Annotated in this window: 12 protein-coding genes; 6 read left to right on the top strand and 6 right to left on the bottom strand. The window is 62.7% G+C overall.

What is annotated here, in order from left to right:
- Positions 1 to 283: 283 nt before the first annotated feature.
- Genes HMPREF3155_RS08960 through HMPREF3155_RS08950 form a run of 3 tightly spaced genes read right to left on the bottom strand, consistent with a single transcriptional unit; the run spans position 284 to position 4,985 of the window.
- Entirely contained in the window at positions 284 to 2,068 is a 1,785-nt protein-coding gene (locus HMPREF3155_RS08960; protein WP_070433132.1) for an ABC transporter ATP-binding protein, read from the bottom strand.
- A gap of 3 nt (positions 2,069 to 2,071) precedes the next feature.
- Positions 2,072 to 3,757, bottom strand: coding sequence for a VanW family protein (locus HMPREF3155_RS08955; protein WP_210385658.1), 1,686 nt, complete (start codon positions 3,755 to 3,757; stop codon positions 2,072 to 2,074).
- A 58-nt stretch (positions 3,758 to 3,815) separates the two neighbouring features.
- Positions 3,816 to 4,985, bottom strand: a complete 1,170-nt coding sequence (locus HMPREF3155_RS08950; RefSeq protein WP_246817718.1) for a glycoside hydrolase family 3 N-terminal domain-containing protein — start codon at positions 4,983 to 4,985, stop codon at positions 3,816 to 3,818.
- A gap of 59 nt (positions 4,986 to 5,044) precedes the next feature.
- Here HMPREF3155_RS08950 and HMPREF3155_RS08945 point away from each other — a divergent pair, with 59 nt between their 5' ends.
- Genes HMPREF3155_RS08945 through HMPREF3155_RS08935 form a run of 3 tightly spaced genes read left to right on the top strand, consistent with a single transcriptional unit; the run spans position 5,045 to position 8,955 of the window.
- Positions 5,045 to 5,542, top strand: a complete 498-nt coding sequence (locus tag HMPREF3155_RS08945) for a universal stress protein (protein ID WP_061925158.1) — start codon at positions 5,045 to 5,047, stop codon at positions 5,540 to 5,542.
- Positions 5,543 to 5,575: 33 nt separating this feature from the next.
- Complete coding sequence (locus HMPREF3155_RS08940) at positions 5,576 to 5,773, top strand: DUF2613 domain-containing protein (RefSeq protein ID WP_061924980.1); 198 nt, start codon at positions 5,576 to 5,578, stop codon at positions 5,771 to 5,773.
- The gene (locus HMPREF3155_RS08935; protein WP_070433130.1) at positions 5,773 to 8,955 is read left to right on the top strand and encodes an alpha-(1->3)-arabinofuranosyltransferase domain-containing protein; all 3,183 of its coding nucleotides are present in this window, start codon (positions 5,773 to 5,775) and stop codon (positions 8,953 to 8,955) included. The genes HMPREF3155_RS08940 and HMPREF3155_RS08935 overlap by 1 nt, the downstream gene beginning before the upstream one ends.
- Here HMPREF3155_RS08935 and HMPREF3155_RS08930 read toward each other — a convergent pair.
- Positions 8,871 to 10,031, bottom strand: coding sequence for an acyltransferase family protein (locus HMPREF3155_RS08930; RefSeq protein ID WP_305763936.1), 1,161 nt, complete (start codon positions 10,029 to 10,031; stop codon positions 8,871 to 8,873). The genes HMPREF3155_RS08935 and HMPREF3155_RS08930 overlap by 85 nt on opposite strands.
- A gap of 61 nt (positions 10,032 to 10,092) precedes the next feature.
- On the opposite strand from HMPREF3155_RS08930, the gene HMPREF3155_RS08925 reads away from it, so the two are divergent.
- Positions 10,093 to 11,244, top strand: a complete 1,152-nt coding sequence (locus HMPREF3155_RS08925) for a PorA family protein (protein ID WP_070433128.1) — start codon at positions 10,093 to 10,095, stop codon at positions 11,242 to 11,244.
- A 124-nt stretch (positions 11,245 to 11,368) separates the two neighbouring features.
- The gene (locus HMPREF3155_RS08920; protein ID WP_083281293.1) at positions 11,369 to 12,739 is read left to right on the top strand and encodes an MmpA family trehalose lipid delivery protein; all 1,371 of its coding nucleotides are present in this window, start codon (positions 11,369 to 11,371) and stop codon (positions 12,737 to 12,739) included.
- Here the strand turns inward: HMPREF3155_RS08920 and HMPREF3155_RS08915 are convergent.
- The gene (locus HMPREF3155_RS08915) at positions 12,704 to 13,807 is read right to left on the bottom strand and encodes a glycosyltransferase family 4 protein (RefSeq protein ID WP_061924992.1); all 1,104 of its coding nucleotides are present in this window, start codon (positions 13,805 to 13,807) and stop codon (positions 12,704 to 12,706) included. The two genes, HMPREF3155_RS08920 and HMPREF3155_RS08915, sit on opposite strands and share 36 nt — an antisense overlap.
- A gap of 24 nt (positions 13,808 to 13,831) precedes the next feature.
- Between HMPREF3155_RS08915 and HMPREF3155_RS08910 the strand changes: the two genes are divergently transcribed.
- Positions 13,832 to 14,617, top strand: a complete 786-nt coding sequence (locus tag HMPREF3155_RS08910) for a class I SAM-dependent methyltransferase (protein ID WP_070433127.1) — start codon at positions 13,832 to 13,834, stop codon at positions 14,615 to 14,617.
- Between the two features lie 398 nt (positions 14,618 to 15,015).
- On the opposite strand, the gene HMPREF3155_RS08905 is transcribed toward HMPREF3155_RS08910, so the two are convergent.
- Positions 15,016 to 16,833: a phosphoenolpyruvate carboxykinase (GTP) gene (locus HMPREF3155_RS08905; RefSeq protein WP_070433126.1), complete on the bottom strand. Its 1,818-nt coding sequence runs from the start codon at positions 16,831 to 16,833 to the stop codon at positions 15,016 to 15,018.
- Between the last annotated feature and the right edge of the window lie 176 nt (positions 16,834 to 17,009).

Genomic DNA, 17,009 nt, shown 5'->3' with positions numbered 1-17,009 from the left:
GAGTGATATCGACCTCACCGCCCCCTTACGGGGGCTCTAGCAGCCTTGCCCAGGCACATTGGTGGCAACTATCTCACTGCGAAACGCTTACCAAGAGCGCCATGCAACCACCAGCACAACCATTAACACTGTCAATATCGCCAGGTAGACGTGAATCTTCATGGGCAACCACTGGGGCGCGGCAAGAAGGTACCTCAGGACAATCCCGAAGCCATATATTTTCTCGGTCTTTAACAAACTCCAGATAGAAAGCTAGCATCCCTAGGTTTCTTGGCGGGGCTCTCTAAGAACGATCACCAGTAGTTTTCGCGGCACGAAGGAGCGCCGCATAAGCGCCGTCGCGGGCCAGCAGCTCAGCGTGGGTGCCGCGCTCGGCCACGCGGCCGGCGTCGAGGACGATGATCTGGTCGGCATCGCGGATAGTGGACAGGCGGTGGGCGATGACCAAGCGGGTAGCATCCGCGCCAAGCACTGCCTCCTGGATGGCGCGCTCCGTCTCGTTGTCGAGGGCGGAGGTGGCCTCATCCAAGATGAGCACCCGTGGTTGGCGCAGCAACGTGCGGGCAAGCGAAAGGCGCTGCTGCTCACCGCCGGAGAAGCGGTAGCCGCGCGAGCCCACCACTGTGTCCAGACCTTCCGGCAGCGCGGCGATGACCTCGTCCACGCGCGCGGCGTTAAGCGCCGCCCACATCTGTTCCTCACTCGCATTCGGCTGCGCGAAGAGGAGGTTCTCCCGCACCGTGCCGTGAATCAGGTAGGTCTCCTGGGAGACCACGCCAATGACCTCCGCGCGCTGCTCAGGTGGAATATCGCGCAGGTCGACCCCGCCCAGGTGCACGGTGCCTTCGGTCGGATCGGCAAGGCGCGCAAAAAGTGCGGCCACCGTGGACTTGCCGGACCCGGTATGCCCCACTAGCGCGGTGGTGGTGTGGGCGGGGATGGAAAGGGAGACGTCGGAAAGCGCGTCGGTGTCGGTGCCGGGGTAGCGGTAGGAGACGTGCTGGAGGGTGAGGGAGGCGTCGGCAAGCTGGGCGGGCTGGGTGGCCTCGGTGAGTTCGGGCTCCAGGTCCAGGTACTCGAAGATGCGGCTAAACAGCGCCATCGACGCCACCCACTGCGCGCCCACGTTGAGCAGGCCGGTAATGGGACGGAAGATCTGGGTCTGCAGGGTGGAAAAGGCGATGAGCGTGCCAATCGTAATGCCCGGGCGCAAGCCGGCCGCCAGGTAAATCAGGGCCGGCATCACGCCGAAGATGATTTGCGTCAGCGCCATGCGCCAGCGCCCGGCCAACTGCGATTCCAGCTCCAAACGGATGAGGGAGCGGGAGGTTTTCTCAAAGCCGTCATAGACGCGCTCCTGCGCACCCAGCGTGGCCGCCAGGCGCATGCCGGACACGGACAGGTTCTCCGAAATGGTCTGCTGCAGCGTCGCCTGCGCGCGGCTGTTTTTCTCCATGAGGCTGCGGCGCAGAACGGCGGCGCGGCGGGTCAGCCACACTGCAGGCGGCAGTACCACCAGGGACAAAAGCGAGAGGGTAGGCGAAAGCGCCACCATCGCCACCAACGTAGCCACAGTCATGGTGAGGTTGCTGGCCACGGATGTCGCGGTTGTGGTCACCATGCCGCGCATCGCCGCGATGTCATTGGTCAGGCGGGACTGGATTTCGCCGCCGCGGTTATTGGTGAAGAACTGCAGCGATTGGCGCTGCAGGTTGGCAAAGACCTGCGTGCGCAGCTCGTGCATGATGGTGTGCCCCACCCGCGCGGATAAAAAGGACTGGATAACGCCAATGGCTTGGGAGACCACGGTGATGGCCAGCATGCCGCCAACCAACCACAGAAGCAGTGCGGTGTCGTGGTTGGGAATGGCCTCATCCACGGTGCGGCGCACCAAGAAAGGCTGCACCACCGTCAGCCCAGAGGTCGCGATGATGAGCGCTACCACCACAAGCAGCGTGCCGCGGTGGGCTGCGAAAAGGCCGGCCACGCGGCGAAAGGCAATCGGGTGCTGGGCCAGCTGATCGACGTCCGCCGGGTCCTTCACCGCGGTGTGCATCGGCCGAGCCATGACCTAACCGCAGGAGACGATGGGCTGCGGGTCGTAGACCGTGGTGGTGGTTTCGCGCGAAATCTCGCGGCCGGAGAGGTCCTTAATAATGCGGGTATCCGAGGTAGTAAAGCCCGGCGCGCCTGACGACGGCGAGCAATCCTCACCCACCGACATACGGGTTGGCTGGGTAGTGGCCCAGCGACCGTTGTTGACAGACTCCACGTTGTAGGTCTTCACGCCCTTGAAGCGGACGGTGATCTTGCCGCCACCGAAGCTGGTCTCAATGCGGACCGGGGTGTTCGTGGTGTTCTTAAACTGCAGGTCGATAGCACCCTCGTACACGGTAGCCTCACGGCCCGCCGGGTAGCGTGAGATGTAGTATGAGTGCGGCGTGTGCGCCACATCTTCCATGCCAGCGAAGTAGGCAGCGTTGTACAACGTGGTGGCGAACTGCGAGATGCCGCCGCCCACTGCAGTACCGGAGTGGCCATCAATAATGATGCCGGATTCCACATAGCCCTGCGCAGTACCGCGCGGGCCGGTGTAGCCGTTAAGAGAGAAAGTCTCGCCCGGGCTGACAACAGCGCCGTTTACTTCCTCCGCCACGCGGCGGATGTTCTCACCCGAAGCGCCCGAAAAGCCACCGGTAGAAAACTCAGAAACAGTGTCGTTGAAGGTTGCCTTCTCCGCCATTTCCGTGGTGTACTCCGCCGGATCCGGCTTGTAGTCCGCATCCCAGGTGCGCTCGTCGCCCTTAACGCGCTTGTCGAAATCCTTCATGGTCTTCTCCCAGTCGATAATCGAGCCATCGACCGAAGGAGTCACGTTCATCTTGCTGCCGCTGAAGGAAATCTTGGCATTCTGGCCTGGCACCTGCGAGCCATCCATGTGCTCTTCAAACAACTGCTGCGCCTTCGGGGTATCCACCTTCAGTTCCAGCTTGCCGTCTTTTGCCTCGATGGAAACAAACTGCGCGATCTCATCCTTGCGCAGCGTGCCGGAGACATTGTTCTCACCGTTCAAGGTCAGCGGGTTATCCAAAGCCTTCGCGACGTCACCGGTGCGCATTGCTTCAATCGCGTCGTCGTTAATCGCCGGCTCCACAACAACAGGAGCCACCTCAACGCCGGCTGGGTCCAACCAGTTCTCCTTCACCGACTTCTTCAGATCCGCATCATCCACGGTCTGGCCAAGGACCGGCTTAGTTGCCTTCAGACCGCCGTTGTTTAGCTCCAGCATGCCGTCCTTCGGCTCGAAGGAAAGTTCCTTCTTTACCCGTTCCAAATTGCTGTCCAAAGCCGCTGCATCAACGTCCACGGTCACCGGGATTTCCTTGGTGGATTTCACGAAGCTGTACAGGCGGCTAAACGGATTATAGGAAGCATCAGGGATACCGTCCACGGCCTTTTGATAGTTCAAAAATAAGCCGGATTCATTCGGCACCAGCTGGGATGACTTTTCTCCAGAGGTGACCGAGACAGGCTTGGTCTCGACGTCGCCAAGCTCCCGCTCCAGCTTTTCAACCGCTGCGGTGCGCTCCATTCCGGAAATGTCGACGCCGCCAACCGACGTCGCGCGCGGGACCTTGCCCTGATTCGCAATTACATCCCACCCGTAGGCGATGCCTGCGATGAGGAGAAAGCCGACAATCACACCAAGTGTGATGCGCCAGCCTTTGCCAGTTTGCTTTCCTACTGCCTTTTTCACGCCTTAAAGACTATCGTTCAAGCTGAAACTTTCCTAGTAAGGTACTGATCAGCTCTTACTATTCGGGCAATTTTCCACCCGTAAGTCGTTGGGCGGAGGCTTGCAGCTGCGCATCGGTGAGCGTGCCGTCATCGAGTGCTGCTACCACCGCATCGACGGCCGCGGGGAATTCAGCATCCGTAGACCACAGTGGCATATCCGCGCCACTAGCCAGCGCAGCCACCACCGCCTGCGGGACGTTCATGGTGTCTGCGATAGAGGCCATGCCGCCGATGTCATCGGTGTAGATGGGCCCGCCATAGTGCAGCTGCTCGCGCGCAAGCTGGTATGCCGCGGGATTGATGGAGGCGGGGGTTTGCCCGTCGCCCAGCCCCGGCACAACGAGGTGCCCCATCATGAGTCCCGCCGCAGGAGCCGCCGGGATCGCCTCTTGGAAAGGCACAAACTCGTGACCGTAGAGCTCCTCCAGCGGCGGAGTTACAGCCTCGCCGAGATGGGTGTCGCCGGAAGCGCGGCCGTGACCTGGGAAGTGCTTGAACACAGCCTTTACTCCCGCCGATTCCAGGCCGCGAGCAAAAGCCGCGCCGTACTCGCCGGCCTGCTTGGGGTCGGTGGAAAAGGAACGGTCGCCTACTACTTCGAGTTCGCCACCATCGACGTCGAGAACCGGCGCGAAGTCCACGTTGATGCCGTGTTCTTTCAGCACGCGCCCGATCTCGGCACCCATCTGCTCGACTTCTTCTGGGCTATGCTCGGCGGCCATCTGCGCAGGTGCAGGATGCTCGCCGAGGATTTCGGAAAAGCGCTGTACACGCCCGCCTTCGAAATCAATGGAGACTTGGAAATCGCGGCCCACTGCCGCACGCAGGGCGTTAATGTCGCGTCCTGGCTCGCTGAGCAGGGCCGGGTCTGCCCAGCTGGGGATGAAGATTCCGCCGGCGCCGGCCTGTAGTTTGGCCAGCGCGTCGTCGTAGTTCACCGCGGGCGGCATGAGCACCGATGCGGCCAGCTGGCGGCGGTCCACGGGCACAGGCGCTTCCTCGCTGGGGGTTGTACTTGGTGCCGCGCTTGCCGACGCCGCACCAGGCGCCGAGCTCGACGCCGCGGGCTCCTGCGTGCTTTCCGGCTGCTCGCTATCGCAGGAAGCCAAGCAAAACCCAAGCCCAAGCGTGAGGACAGCGGCAGCCGCAGTGCGGGCCGAGAACATCGGGGACGGGGAAAGTTCCATGCCTTCCAGTGTGCACGATTTCCAGCGACATGCCCGCGTAGGGGGTTAGTATGGCATCCATGAGTAACGGTGAGACGATGTTGATTGCTTACGACGGCTCCACTCGGGCAGCCCGCGCGATGGAGCACGCAGCCCGCCTGCTGCGCCCGCGCCACGTCGAGATTTTGACGGCGTGGGAGCCGATGGCCCGTCAGGCAGCGCGTGCGGTCAGCCGTACTGGCATGCACCAGTCCACGGTGGCGCCGGAAGCGGTGGAAGATGATCCGGCCTATGAGGAAGCGCTGCGGATTTGTAGGCAAGGAGTCGAGGTTGCAGAAAACCTGGGCCTTTCCGGCCGCGCCCACTTGGTGGAGTCGGTGACCACGATTGCCTCCGCTATTGTCGACGCCGCGCAAGAACTCGACGTCGATATCATCGTCACCGGCACCCGCGCGCTCAGCGGCTTCCGCGGCTGGTGGACCAACTCCACGGCCGAGCACATCGTGCGTAACGCTGGCCTTCCGGTCTTTATTGTTCCGCCCGAGCTGGACGACGACGCGGAGGAAGAAGATAGCTAAATTTCTAGCAGGTAGCTGCTAGGATGTGGGTTTATGGCACTCGAGACGGACTCCCTCAACAAGCGCACCCTCGGCCCCGCCGTGGGCAGCACCGTCGTGGGCATCGCCCTCGGCGTCATCACCATCATCGGCATCGCGCAGTTTTCTAATGCTGATGCAGTTCCGTCGGACGGTGCAGTTTCCGCTTCTGATGCCGTAATGGGCGGCCCGGAGTACGGCTCTAGGAACTAATGAATGCGCAGTCCCGCTGGCGCATAGGCGGGCTTTTAGCTCTCGCTGTTTTTGTATTTACCCAGCCCTTTGGCTTGGTTGCGGCGGATACCAAGCACGATCTCACCGCTAACCCCCTGGGCTTTCTACGCGGGGCGACCAGCGCCTATACCGAGGTCTTTACGCTCGGCCAGTTACAGAACCAGGCTTATGGTTATCTTTTCCCGCAGGGCCCGTTTTTTCTTCTTACCTCGCCGCTGCCGGATTGGGTAGCTCAGCGCTTGTGGTGGTTGCTCGTCCTAGGCGTGGGCTTTTGGGGCTTCCACCGGCTGATTTATGCGTCTCTTCCTCCGCAGTTCAGAGACCTTAGGCGGGAGGGCCTTAGGCGGGAGTTTTCGCCCGTCTGGCCTTTTCTTGCGGCCCTGCTTTACGCGCTTTCGCCCCGCGCGCTGACTACGATAGGCGCAATTTCCTCGGAGACCTGGCCGGTCATGCTGGCGCCATGGGTCATCCTGCCTTTCTTGCGCCGGGAGCTAACGTGGCGCTGCGCCGCGGCAGCAGTTTTGCCGGTGGCAGCGATGGGCGCGGTCAATGCCACCGCTACCCTCGCTGCGTGTGTTCCGGCAGCGGTGGTGCTTTTGTACCGCCGGGCCTGGCGTCCCGGCCTTGTGTGGCTGGCTGGCTGCGCAGCGGTTTCTCTGTGGTGGATAGTGCCGCTTTTGGTGCTGGGGCGCTACGCCCCGCCGTTTACTGAGTTCATCGAGTCTTCCTATGTCACCACCCGCTGGCTAAACCTGCCGGAAATTCTCCGCGGCACCACCAGCTGGGCACCCTTCGTCGACACGGAGCGCGTAGCCGGATATGCACTGGCCACCCAGCCTTTCTTCGGGCTGGTCACCATGACGGTGGCAGCAATTGGCCTCTACGGCCTAGCACGACTGCCACGAGTCTGGCCGGTCATGGCCTGCGTGGGCATCGCTATCCTCGGCACCCACGCCGCCTGGTATCTCCACGCGCTCGACGGCCCGCTCGCCGCGCTAAGAAACCTCCACAAGTTCGATCCGCTCGTGCGCATCCCCCTGCTGCTCGGTTTCGCCGCGGCAACCTCCGCCCTGCCCCTGCCGCGGGTGCGGGACGAGTGGTTGCGGCCGGGGCGTCGCCAAGCGGTGGCGGTGCTGGTGGCCGCCATTGCTTGCGCGTCCTTCTCGCCCGCGTGGACTGGGCGCCTGCTTCCCAAGGGCGCCTACGAAAAGGTCCCGGAGTACTGGCACGAGGCTGCGGACTTCCTCAACACCCATGCCCAGGGCACGCGCACGCTGCTGTTCCCCGAGGCTTCTTTCGCACGCCAAAACTGGGGTTGGACACGCGATGAGCCGGCACAGCCGCTTCTCGACGTCCCGTGGGCCGTCCGCGACGCCATCCCCCTCGTCCCACCCGAGGCCATTCGCGGACTCGACGGCGTGGTGGCAGCCCTCCACGAAGATCCCGCCACCGGTAGCGCCGCGCTGCGCCGCCTCGGCATCGGTGCGGTGCTGCTGCGCCACGACTTAGCGTCTACAGAAGGCGCGAACGGCCGCGATGACTCCCCGCTGGCGGCCTGGCGCGATGCTTCCTCCTACGGCGGGCAGGTCCACTCCTTCGGCCCTGATGACGAGGTGGAGGTCATCATCCTCCCGCCTGCCGACGACGCCGTAGGCACACTGACCTCCGCCAATCCCGTCCGCGTGGCCGGCGGCGGGGAGTCCCTGGCCTTCCTGGATGCCCATGGTGACGGTTCGGCTCCTGCCTACGAGCTCGTCGATCGTGACGCCGACATCGTCACCGATACGCCCACGCTGACCGACCGCAACTACGGCACCCTCGACGGGCCCATCTCCGCGCCTTTGGCCGAGGGAGATCCCTCGACGGTGAACAACCGCCTGCGCGACTACCCCTCCGCCGGGCCGCTGACAAAGGTGGTTTCGCACGGCGGCACAGTCCGCGCTTCTTCCGCGGCTGCCGACGCCGATGCCTTCGGCGGCGCCAATCCCGCGCGCTCGCGCACCGCTGCTGTTGACGGCGAAAATTCCACCGCCTGGTGGCCCGCCCCCGGCGATACCGGCTGGCTGGAGCTAAACAAGGACCCGAATACGCCGGCGTGGCACGCGCCGGTGGTCAAGCTCATGGCCACTGCCCGCACCGAGGTCACCGTGCGCTCGGGAAGCGCGAAGGTCAAGGTTAAACTCAAGCCCTACCGCTCCCGCGAAGTGCGTGTGCCGGGTGGGGATACCCGCAGCATCCGCATCGATCTTTCCGAGCGCGTGGGCATCGCCAACGCGCAGGTCGTGGGCTCCCCCATCGAGCGCGTGGTCACCGTTCCGGCGACTTCCCCGGACGTCCACCAGTTCTTCTTCCAGCAGCTAGCCCAGGACACCCGTATCCTCATCCGTGACTTCACGGTGCCCCGCACCATGCGGTTGGAGCTGGACGCCCGCAAGCCCGTGCTTATCGACGGTGTGCGTTATAACCCCGGTGCGCACCTCACCCTCCGCTCCGGCACCCACCGCGTGCGCAGCACCGGCGGATGGATCAGCCTGCGCGAGGTGGGCTGGTCACCGGCCGCCGCCAGCAAACGAACCTCCGGCACCATCGAAGCCACGGGGCAGGACCGGCTGCTTATCACCGGCAATGCGTTTAACCCCGGCCTGCAGGGCCACCTCGATTCGGAGGCCGGCAGCATCGACCTCGCGCCGCGAGAGATCAACGCTTCCCTCCAGGCTTTTGTTATTCCCGCAGGCAGAAGCGGTAGCTTCCGCATGAGCTTTGCCGCGGCGCGTACCTATAAGACCGCGCTTGGCTTAGGCGGCGCGCTGGCCCTGCTGACCGTGGCCGGCTGCCTGCTTTCTCTTCGCCGCCGCCCCACCGCGCCGTGGCAGCCAGCCGATGGCCGCGGTGCCCACATTCTCGCTGCAGTATGCGGCCTGGGTACGCTCAGCCTGCTCGGCCTGCCCGCCGTACTCGCGGGTGTTGCTGCGTGGGTGGTGTTGAAATGGACGTCGCTAGGCGCTGCTCCTTTAGCCGCCGCCCTGACGGCGGCGGCCGGGACCATGCTTGCCCGCGCTCCGTGGGCCAGCGGCAGCTATGCCGGCGATTCGGTCCTCGTGACCTGCTTGTGCGCGGCCTCGCTAGCCTGCGTCCTGTGGCCCAGCCGCCGCGCGAACTGACCAACCAACCGCTTGCCGGGTTCTTCCACCACGGCGTAGCTAGCGGCCGAAACCAGCAGGCTGCCCGCCACCGTCACCGCGAAGACCACGCAGAAGTCCATGACCTTGCCCGAAAACAGCGGCACTCCCAGCAATGGAAAGACCACCGACAACACCGCAACGTGCCACAAAAACAGCGAGTAGGACCAACGCCCCAAAGCCTGCCCCCACTGGCTGCTCAGCAGCGAAGACTCCCGTGGGGCCAAAGCCACAGGCGCCATCACGCACACCGCAAAGACCGCGCCCACCATGATGCGTCGCGCGAACTCCCCTGGCTCCGGATGCGCCAAACCCCGCGGGCCAAACCACTCGCGGCTAGCCAGCCACAGGCAACCACACGCCACCAGCCACCACGCCCACCGCATCCGCGGCGCACGTTTTAGCCACCCTGGAAACTGCCCGCGCACAGTTTCTGCTTCAGCTAGCAGCATCCCGACTGCAAACCACGAGGCATACGCCGGCGGCCAAATCTGCGAATTCACGTCCCCCTTGGCGTAATCAGCCACGAAGGGAACAAAGCCCCAGCCCCAGCTCAGCACCGCCGCCACAGCAATGGCCCACACCCTGCGCCGCCGCGACCATCCGCGCATCACCGCCGCCAGCAGCGGCAGCACCAGATAAAACGCGAACTCCACACACAGCGACCACAGTTGCGTAAGCCCCGGCGCCAAACCGTCGACTACATAAATCTGCGTGCCCGTTAGGTTGCTGAATAGCTGGGTAGCGGTGGCGGAATGGGCGTCGGGAAGCAGTGCGAAGACCAGCACCACACACACCAGATACGCAGGCGCCAGGCGTCCCACGCGGGACCACGCATAATCCCGCGGGCTGTGCAGGCCGCGCCGGCGCCACAGCAGGAAAGCGCTCAGCGCAAAGAACACCGAAACGAAGTAATCGAAACGCTCCGCAATCCCCCAACCGGTGCCCGTTTGAAAGGAGACATGCGTGACCACAATTCCCAAAGCGGCGCAGCCTCGCATACCATCCAACTCAGAAATATGGCGGGGTAGGCTCTTTAAGGAAGAATGGGAAGCCACACTAATTTTCCTTCCTCCTCATAATGCACGGCGCACGTAAACTGATTGGAACTCTACTGTAATGAAGCGGCTGATTAACTGGAGCTCGCGGATGACGAAGGTGATCGTCGCGGCAATCATCTTTTTGCTCCTCGGTTCTGTGCTGCCGCCGTTGTACAACAATCAGGCCCGGCCGCTGCCAGATGATCTAAACTTCACCATCGACACCGCCCCTACCCAGGGCACGGCTCTTAACGTCAGCCGCGCTGTGCAACACAAGAAGCCAGCGGATGCCCACGGCAACCCTGACTGCGATGCCAAGGATGCGCCGCTTTATTGCTATGTAGAGGACCGGAACGTTTCGCTCAAACGCACCACCCGCACCTCGCCTACTGCCGACGACGCCGTGGCTTCCGCCGATTCCCTCCTCCAGGTCACCTCGAATGGCCAGACTATCGCGGAGATCAAGGAAAACTCACTGCTCAACCGCGAATCCGCTTATCCGGTAGCAGGGCCCAATAGCTCACAGCAGGTTGATATCGCCCCGCTGAATATCTCTGCGGCTGGCCGCGACTTTTCGCGCGATGGCATCAGCTACTTCTTCCCGGCTAAGGCGGAACAGCGCAGCTACCCGTATTTCGATCCGATGACGCAGACCACAGCGCCCATCGACTTCACCGGTACCGAAAAGCGCGAGACAATTCCGACCTACATCTTCCACCAGGAAATTGAGCCGGTTGCCTTGGCCTATTCGCTGGGCATCTTGCAGCAGCAAACCCCCGATGAGAAAGCCACACGCACGAGCCCAGAGAAGCTACAGCGCTCCGGCCCGGCGCAGGCGATGTTCGATGAGGAGTCGCTGCGCCGTTTCGGGCTGGACCCCACCGAGCACGTCAGCCTCGAGCCTTTCTACACGGTCACGCGTGACGTCTGGGTAGAACCAACCACCGGCACCATCGTCGATGCTCATGAGGACATAAAGATTTTCCTCGCCACCGACCAGGACCAGGCGAAGAAGATGGTTGCCGAGGACGACACTGTCGACCGCTCCCTCTTCCAGGCCAGCTTGAACTGGTCCGATGCCACCAAGAAGGAACGTTTGGACACGGTGCGCACGACCATCAACAACGTGAAGATTCTCAGCATCGTCGGCTGGTTAGGCAAGGTCATCGGCGTTATCTTGCTGGCCTATGCCGCCTTTATGTACATGCGCCGCCACCGTGCCGGCGCCTAAACCCGCGCGCCACAGGTCCGCGCGATGCAGGTCCGCGCGCTGGGGCCTAGGGCTGTGGGGCACCCTGCTCGTGGTGGCAGTGTGCTGGCCGTTTTTCCTGCCCGGCGAGATGGTGTGGCGCGATATGGTTCTACTCCACAACCCCGGTTTTACCGCCTCCAACTTTGGGCTGGGCTCGCTGCCCGCCCGTAATGCGCCCCAGGACGGCGCGCTGACTTTGCTGGGTGGTGATTGGTTCGCACGCGTGCTCGTCACCGCTTCCGCAAGTGCTAGCGCATACGTTGCCGCGAAGTGGGCCCGCACTTCGCTTTCCGCCGCCGCTGCGATGGCTTGTGCGGTGGCCAATCCTTTCATCGTCGAGCGCCTGCTCCTGGGGCACTGGTCCCTTGCAATTGCGGGATGGCTCGCGCCAGTTCTGGCATGGGCGTGCCTGCACAAGCGCGCGATTCCCGCGTGGCTGAGTCTGTGGGCAAGTTCCCTTACTCCCACCGGCGGCGTATTCGGCGTGCTAATCGCCCTTGTTACTGGCCGTTTCAAGCTCGCCGCGGGTGGCGTGGCGCTGTGCCTGCCGTGGCTGGTGCCGGCGATTACCAACAACGCAGTTCCCGGTCCGGCTGCCGCGCAGGTGGCTGCATTCGCGCCTCGCGCGGAAGCTGGCGTGGGCACCGTCGGCGCTCTCCTTGGTCTCGGCGGCATCTGGAGCGCCGACGCCGTTCCCGACTCCCGCCACCACGGCTTTGCGCTCGCAGGGCTAGTGGTTGCAGCTGTTGCGCTGCTCGGCGCCCGCCGCCTCGCCCCCGCTTGCCGACGCCCCCTGCTCCTCCTCGCCGCCGTAGGCCTCGGCAGCGCGCTTATTTCCTGGGCTTGCCCCGGCGCACTGGCGTGGCTGATTGAAACGGTCCCCGGCGCGGGCCTGCTTCGCGACGCCTCCAAGCTAACGCTACTTGCCCTACCCCTCTACGTCGCCGGTATCGGCGCCCTGCCTAACCTCCCCGCAGCCTTGGCGCTCCTCGCCTGCCTGCTTCAGGCTCCCGACACTCCACGCGAGCTAGCTGTCCTCACGCCACGCCCCAGCGGCATTGATCACCAGCTCGTCGAAGAGCTAGACGGCCGGCTAGCACTCTTCCCGCAACGCCCCTCCCTCGTCACTTTGTCCGACGGCACCACCGCAGTCGACCCGTATTCGAAGGCCGTGAACAAACTGGAATCCGGCGAACTGCGCGTCGACGGCGTTGTAGTCGACCAAGCCCAGCCCGCCTACCGCGCAGCGCTGCAAGCTTGGCAGGACCAGGACTTAGATAAGCTCGCCCAACTCGGCGTGGGCGCGGTGGTTGTTGACGGCCGCATCGTCGCCGAGCCGCCCGCCCCCGCGCCCAAGGTTCCGTGGGCTCTTACCGCCGCCTGGGTGGCCAGCCCGCTGGCCTGCTTAGTGCTCTGGCTGCTGGTCCGTCCAGGCCTTCTAGCTACCCGCCGTCGCACGAGCGGTCTGCGTTAGCAACTTCTCAAAAGCGCGCCCCGTCTTCTCCCAGGAGTAATGTGCTGCCAGCTCACGGGCATTCTCGCCCAACTGACGGCGTAAACTCGCATCCGCAACAAGCTCGCGGACTGCCCGCACAAACTCTTCCTCGGTATCGACCAGCACGCCAGTCTGGCCCGGGATGACGCTATCGCGCAGCCCGAAGGAATAGCCCACCGTCGGCACACCGTGCTGCGCGGCCTCCATCACTGCCAGCCCCCAGCCTTCTTTGCGCGAGGGCATGAGGTGGACGTCGGCAAGCGCAAGCAAAGCGTGCTTATAGTCCTCGGTAACCTGCCCGCGGAAGCGAACCCGCGAGGCCACTCCAATGCGCTCGGCGTACTCACGCAGCTGCGCTTCCCACCAGCCGGAACCGATGACGTCGAGGACCGCGCCAGGCATCTTTGCCACCGTGTCCATCGCATGTTCAATCTGCTTGTGCGGAACCAACCGCGAGAGCGTCACCAGATGGATGGCCGTCTCGCGTTGCAGGGTCGGCACATGTTCTGGCAGTAGGTCGACACCATTTTCGATGATGTGCGCGCCTTTAATTCCCAGCTCTTCCAAATCCTGCTTGGAAGCCTGCGAGACCGTCACATAAGGGCTGCTCCGATAAACCCTTGGCGCAACCTTCGACTCCAAGAACCACCCCAAACGTGCCAAGAGAGGGCCCGCAACCGGCCATTGTTCGCGATGGCAATGATGGGTGAGCAAAACAGTTGGCGCCTTCGAGACCAGTTTGGCGAAGAAAGGAATGCCGTTCTGGGTATCGACAATGACATCGATGTTCTTGGCGTCGCCAAGCCCCAAGCGCCCGGCCAAAATGGCTAGCCACGCGCGCGGATACACGCTGAACTTGGCACCGCCGCGAGAATATAAAACGCCTTCGCGATGCTCACGCTTTGCAGCATTCATGTGCCGCGCGGTGCGGAAGACCACCTCGTGGCCTTGCGCCGCCAGGTACTCCCCGACGCGCTCCAGATAGCGTTCCGAGCCACCGCCTTGAGGGTGGGTGGAATCACGCCAGCACAGTAAAAGAATCTTCATGTCGAACTACTAGCCTAGTGGGTTATGAAACAAACCCGTGCCTTGGCCACGCTCGCGCGTTCGTGGCGCCTGCTCCGTTCTTTCCGCTTTGAGCAGACTGCGCCGGATATTTTTTACGGCGGTCTGGCCGAAGACACCGCACTGCTTATCGACGCCCTCTGCCACGACGCCGGCACCCAACTCACCGGCGCGCGCGTTCTCGACGTCGGCGGCGGCCCGGGCTATTTCGCAGAGGCCTTCGCCCGCCGCGGGGCACAGTATTTCGGCGTGGAACCGGACGCCGGGGAAATGTCCGCGGCGGGAATTGCCCTGGCGAGCGCCGTGCGCGGTGATGGCACGCAGCTACCCTTCGCTGCAGATACCTTCGACATCACATACTCCTCCAACGTGGCCGAACATATCCCGCATCCATGGGATATGGGAGAAGAAATGCTGCGCGTGTCCAAGCCCGGCGGATTGGTTGTGCTCAGCTACACCGTGTGGCTGGGCCCCTTCGGCGGGCACGAGACCGGCCTCTGGGAGCACTACGTCGGCGGCGCCTTCGCCCGCGATCGCTATACCCGCCGCCACGGCCACCCGCCGAAGAACGTCTTCGGCACTTCGCTGTTCGCGGTCTCTGCCCGCGAGGGCCTTAAGTGGGCGGAAGCTATCACCAGCAGTGGCGCCGCACTTGGCGGCGCCACTGTGGATGGTCCGACGCTAGTAGCGACGTTCCCGCGCTACCACCCCAGCTGGGCGTGGTGGGTAACGCGGGTGCCCGTCCTGCGCGAGTTCCTTACCTCAAACCTTGTCCTCGTGCTACGCCGTTGAGCCCGATTCCCCGCAAAATGTATCCAATTCAAACGTTCGGGAACATTGTTTCCGAACACGGTCGTCGTGGGTAACAATAGCTACAGCTGCATTAGCTTTATCCAAGGATGCAGTTGGCTGATCCGCGAAAATTGGGTTGCGCCCGTTAGCGTGGTGTACGAGTTTGTTTCACCGCCATTCTTTTTATCGCGGCTCAATCGACTTCTGTCCTTTTAGGCCTTTTGTTTGACCTACCATTTGCCCGAAATAACACAAAGGGTCTGGCTCCGATGCATGATCGGAGCCAGACCCTAGATGCCCAAACAGCCTGAATTCAGTTACTCAAGCTGTCCAGAAGTCGGCCTCTTCAGCAATCAGCTAACTGCTTTAGACTTAGCCAACCGTGGAAAGTAAGAAGATTAGGCGTTTTCCACGCGGGACTTCAAAGCATTGAACTCGTCCCACACCTCGGAAGGAACGCGGGAGCCCAGGAAGTGCAGCCACTCGGTATTGTCTTCCATGTCTCCAGCCCATTCGGAAGCGTTGACGGCCAGCGCCTCGCGAACATCTTCGATATCGAAGTCCAGGCCCTCGATGTCGATGTCCTCAGCGCGAGCGGTGTGGCCGACGACGGTCTCGACAGCCTCAGCCTTGCCCTCGATGCGATCGACAATCCATTTCAGAACGCGGGAGTTCTCACCGAAGCCCGGCCACAGGAAGCGGCCATCTTCGCCACGGCGGAACCAGTTGACCAGGAAGATGGACGGCATACGCTCGCCGCCCTTTTCACCCATGTCAATCCAGTGCTGCAGGTAGTCGCCAGCGTTGTAGCCGATAAACGGCAGCATAGCCATTGGGTCGTGGCGCAGTGCGCCGACCTTACCCTCCGCAGCTGCAGTCTGGCCAGAAGCCAGCAGGGAGCCGATCATGGTGCCGTGGTTCCAGCTGAATGCCTGAGTAACCAGCGGGACAGTATCCGCGCGGCGGCCGCCGAACAGGATGGCATCAATCTTGACGCCCTTCCAGTCATCGAACTCCGGTGCAGCGGTTGGGCACTGGGTAATCGGAACGCAGTAGCGAGAGTTCGGGTGTGCCGCATTGGTGGTGGACTCAGGGGTCCAGTCATTGCCAAGCCAGTCGATGAGGTGGGCTGGAGCCTCGCCCATGTCCTCCCACCAGACATCGCCGTCGTCGGTAAGCGCAACGTTGGTGAACAGGGTGTTGCCCGGCTCCATGGTCTTCATGGCAATCGGGTTGGAATCGTAGTTGGTGCCCGGCGCAACGCCGAAGAAGCCGTTCTCCGGGTTGACGGCGTACAGGCCGTCCTCGCGCAGGTGCATCCAAGCAATGTCGTCACCGACAACCTCTGCGGACCAGCCCGGGATGGTCGGGGTAATCATCGCGAGGTTGGTCTTGCCACAAGCAGACGGGAAAGCCGCCGCAACGTGGTAGTTCTTGCCCTCTGGGTTCGTCAGCTTCAGGATGAGCATGTGCTCAGCCATCCAGCCCTCTTCTTTGGCCATAACAGAAGCGATGCGCAGCGCGTAGCACTTCTTGGCCAAGATGGCGTTTCCGCCGTAACCGGAACCATAGGACCAGATTTCCTTGGTCTCTGGGAACTGGGTGATGTACTTGGTCTCGTTGCACGGCCAAGCCACATCCTCCTGGCCCTCCTCCAAAGGAGCGCCGACAGAGTGCAGAGCGTGCACGAAGTCGCCGTCCGCACCGATCTTCTCCAGTGCCTGTGCTCCCATGCGGGTCATGATGCGCATGGACAAAACGACGTACTCGGAGTCAGTCAGCTGCACACCCAGCTTTGGCTCTGGGTCGCTGATTGGCCCCATGCAGAAAGGAACGACGTACATGGTGCGGCCCTTCATGGAGCCGCGGAATGCCTCTGCCATCTCCTCCTTCATCGCCGCTGGCGGTGCCCAGTTGTTCGTAGGGCCCGCATCTTCCTCAGACTCAGTGCAGATGAAAGTGCGGGACTCTACACGCGCGACGTCGGAAGGGTTAGAGCGAGCCAAGTAGGAGTTCGGGCGCTTTTCCTCGTTCAGCTTGATGAGCGTGCCCTTTTCGACGAGCTCGCCTGCCAGACGATCTGCTTCTTCCTGGGAGCCGTCTACGAAGACCACGCGCTCCGGTTGGAAGAGTTCAACACTTTCGCTAATCCAAGAAATGAGCTTTTCGTTGCTCGTTGGCAACTCGCCGACGAGGCCTTTAATGGTGGCGGTCATCTAAGAATCTCCTAGTGGTCCGGTTCGTGAGGATTTTTACCGCCGAGGAACATCTACCGGGTTCTTGGCCGGAGCACACGTCCCCCACGGGTCTTTCACCACAAGATTAACCCCACGTCGCCGCGAATTAGGGTCAAAATTAGGCATTCAAAGCCAATATGGTTATAACCATGCCG

Source organism: Corynebacterium sp. HMSC06D04, assembly GCF_001807315.1.
GTDB classification, from domain to species: domain Bacteria; phylum Actinomycetota; class Actinomycetes; order Mycobacteriales; family Mycobacteriaceae; genus Corynebacterium; species Corynebacterium simulans.
Note: the sequence above shows the minus strand (reverse complement) of the source record. Positions and strands in the feature narration are given on the sequence as shown.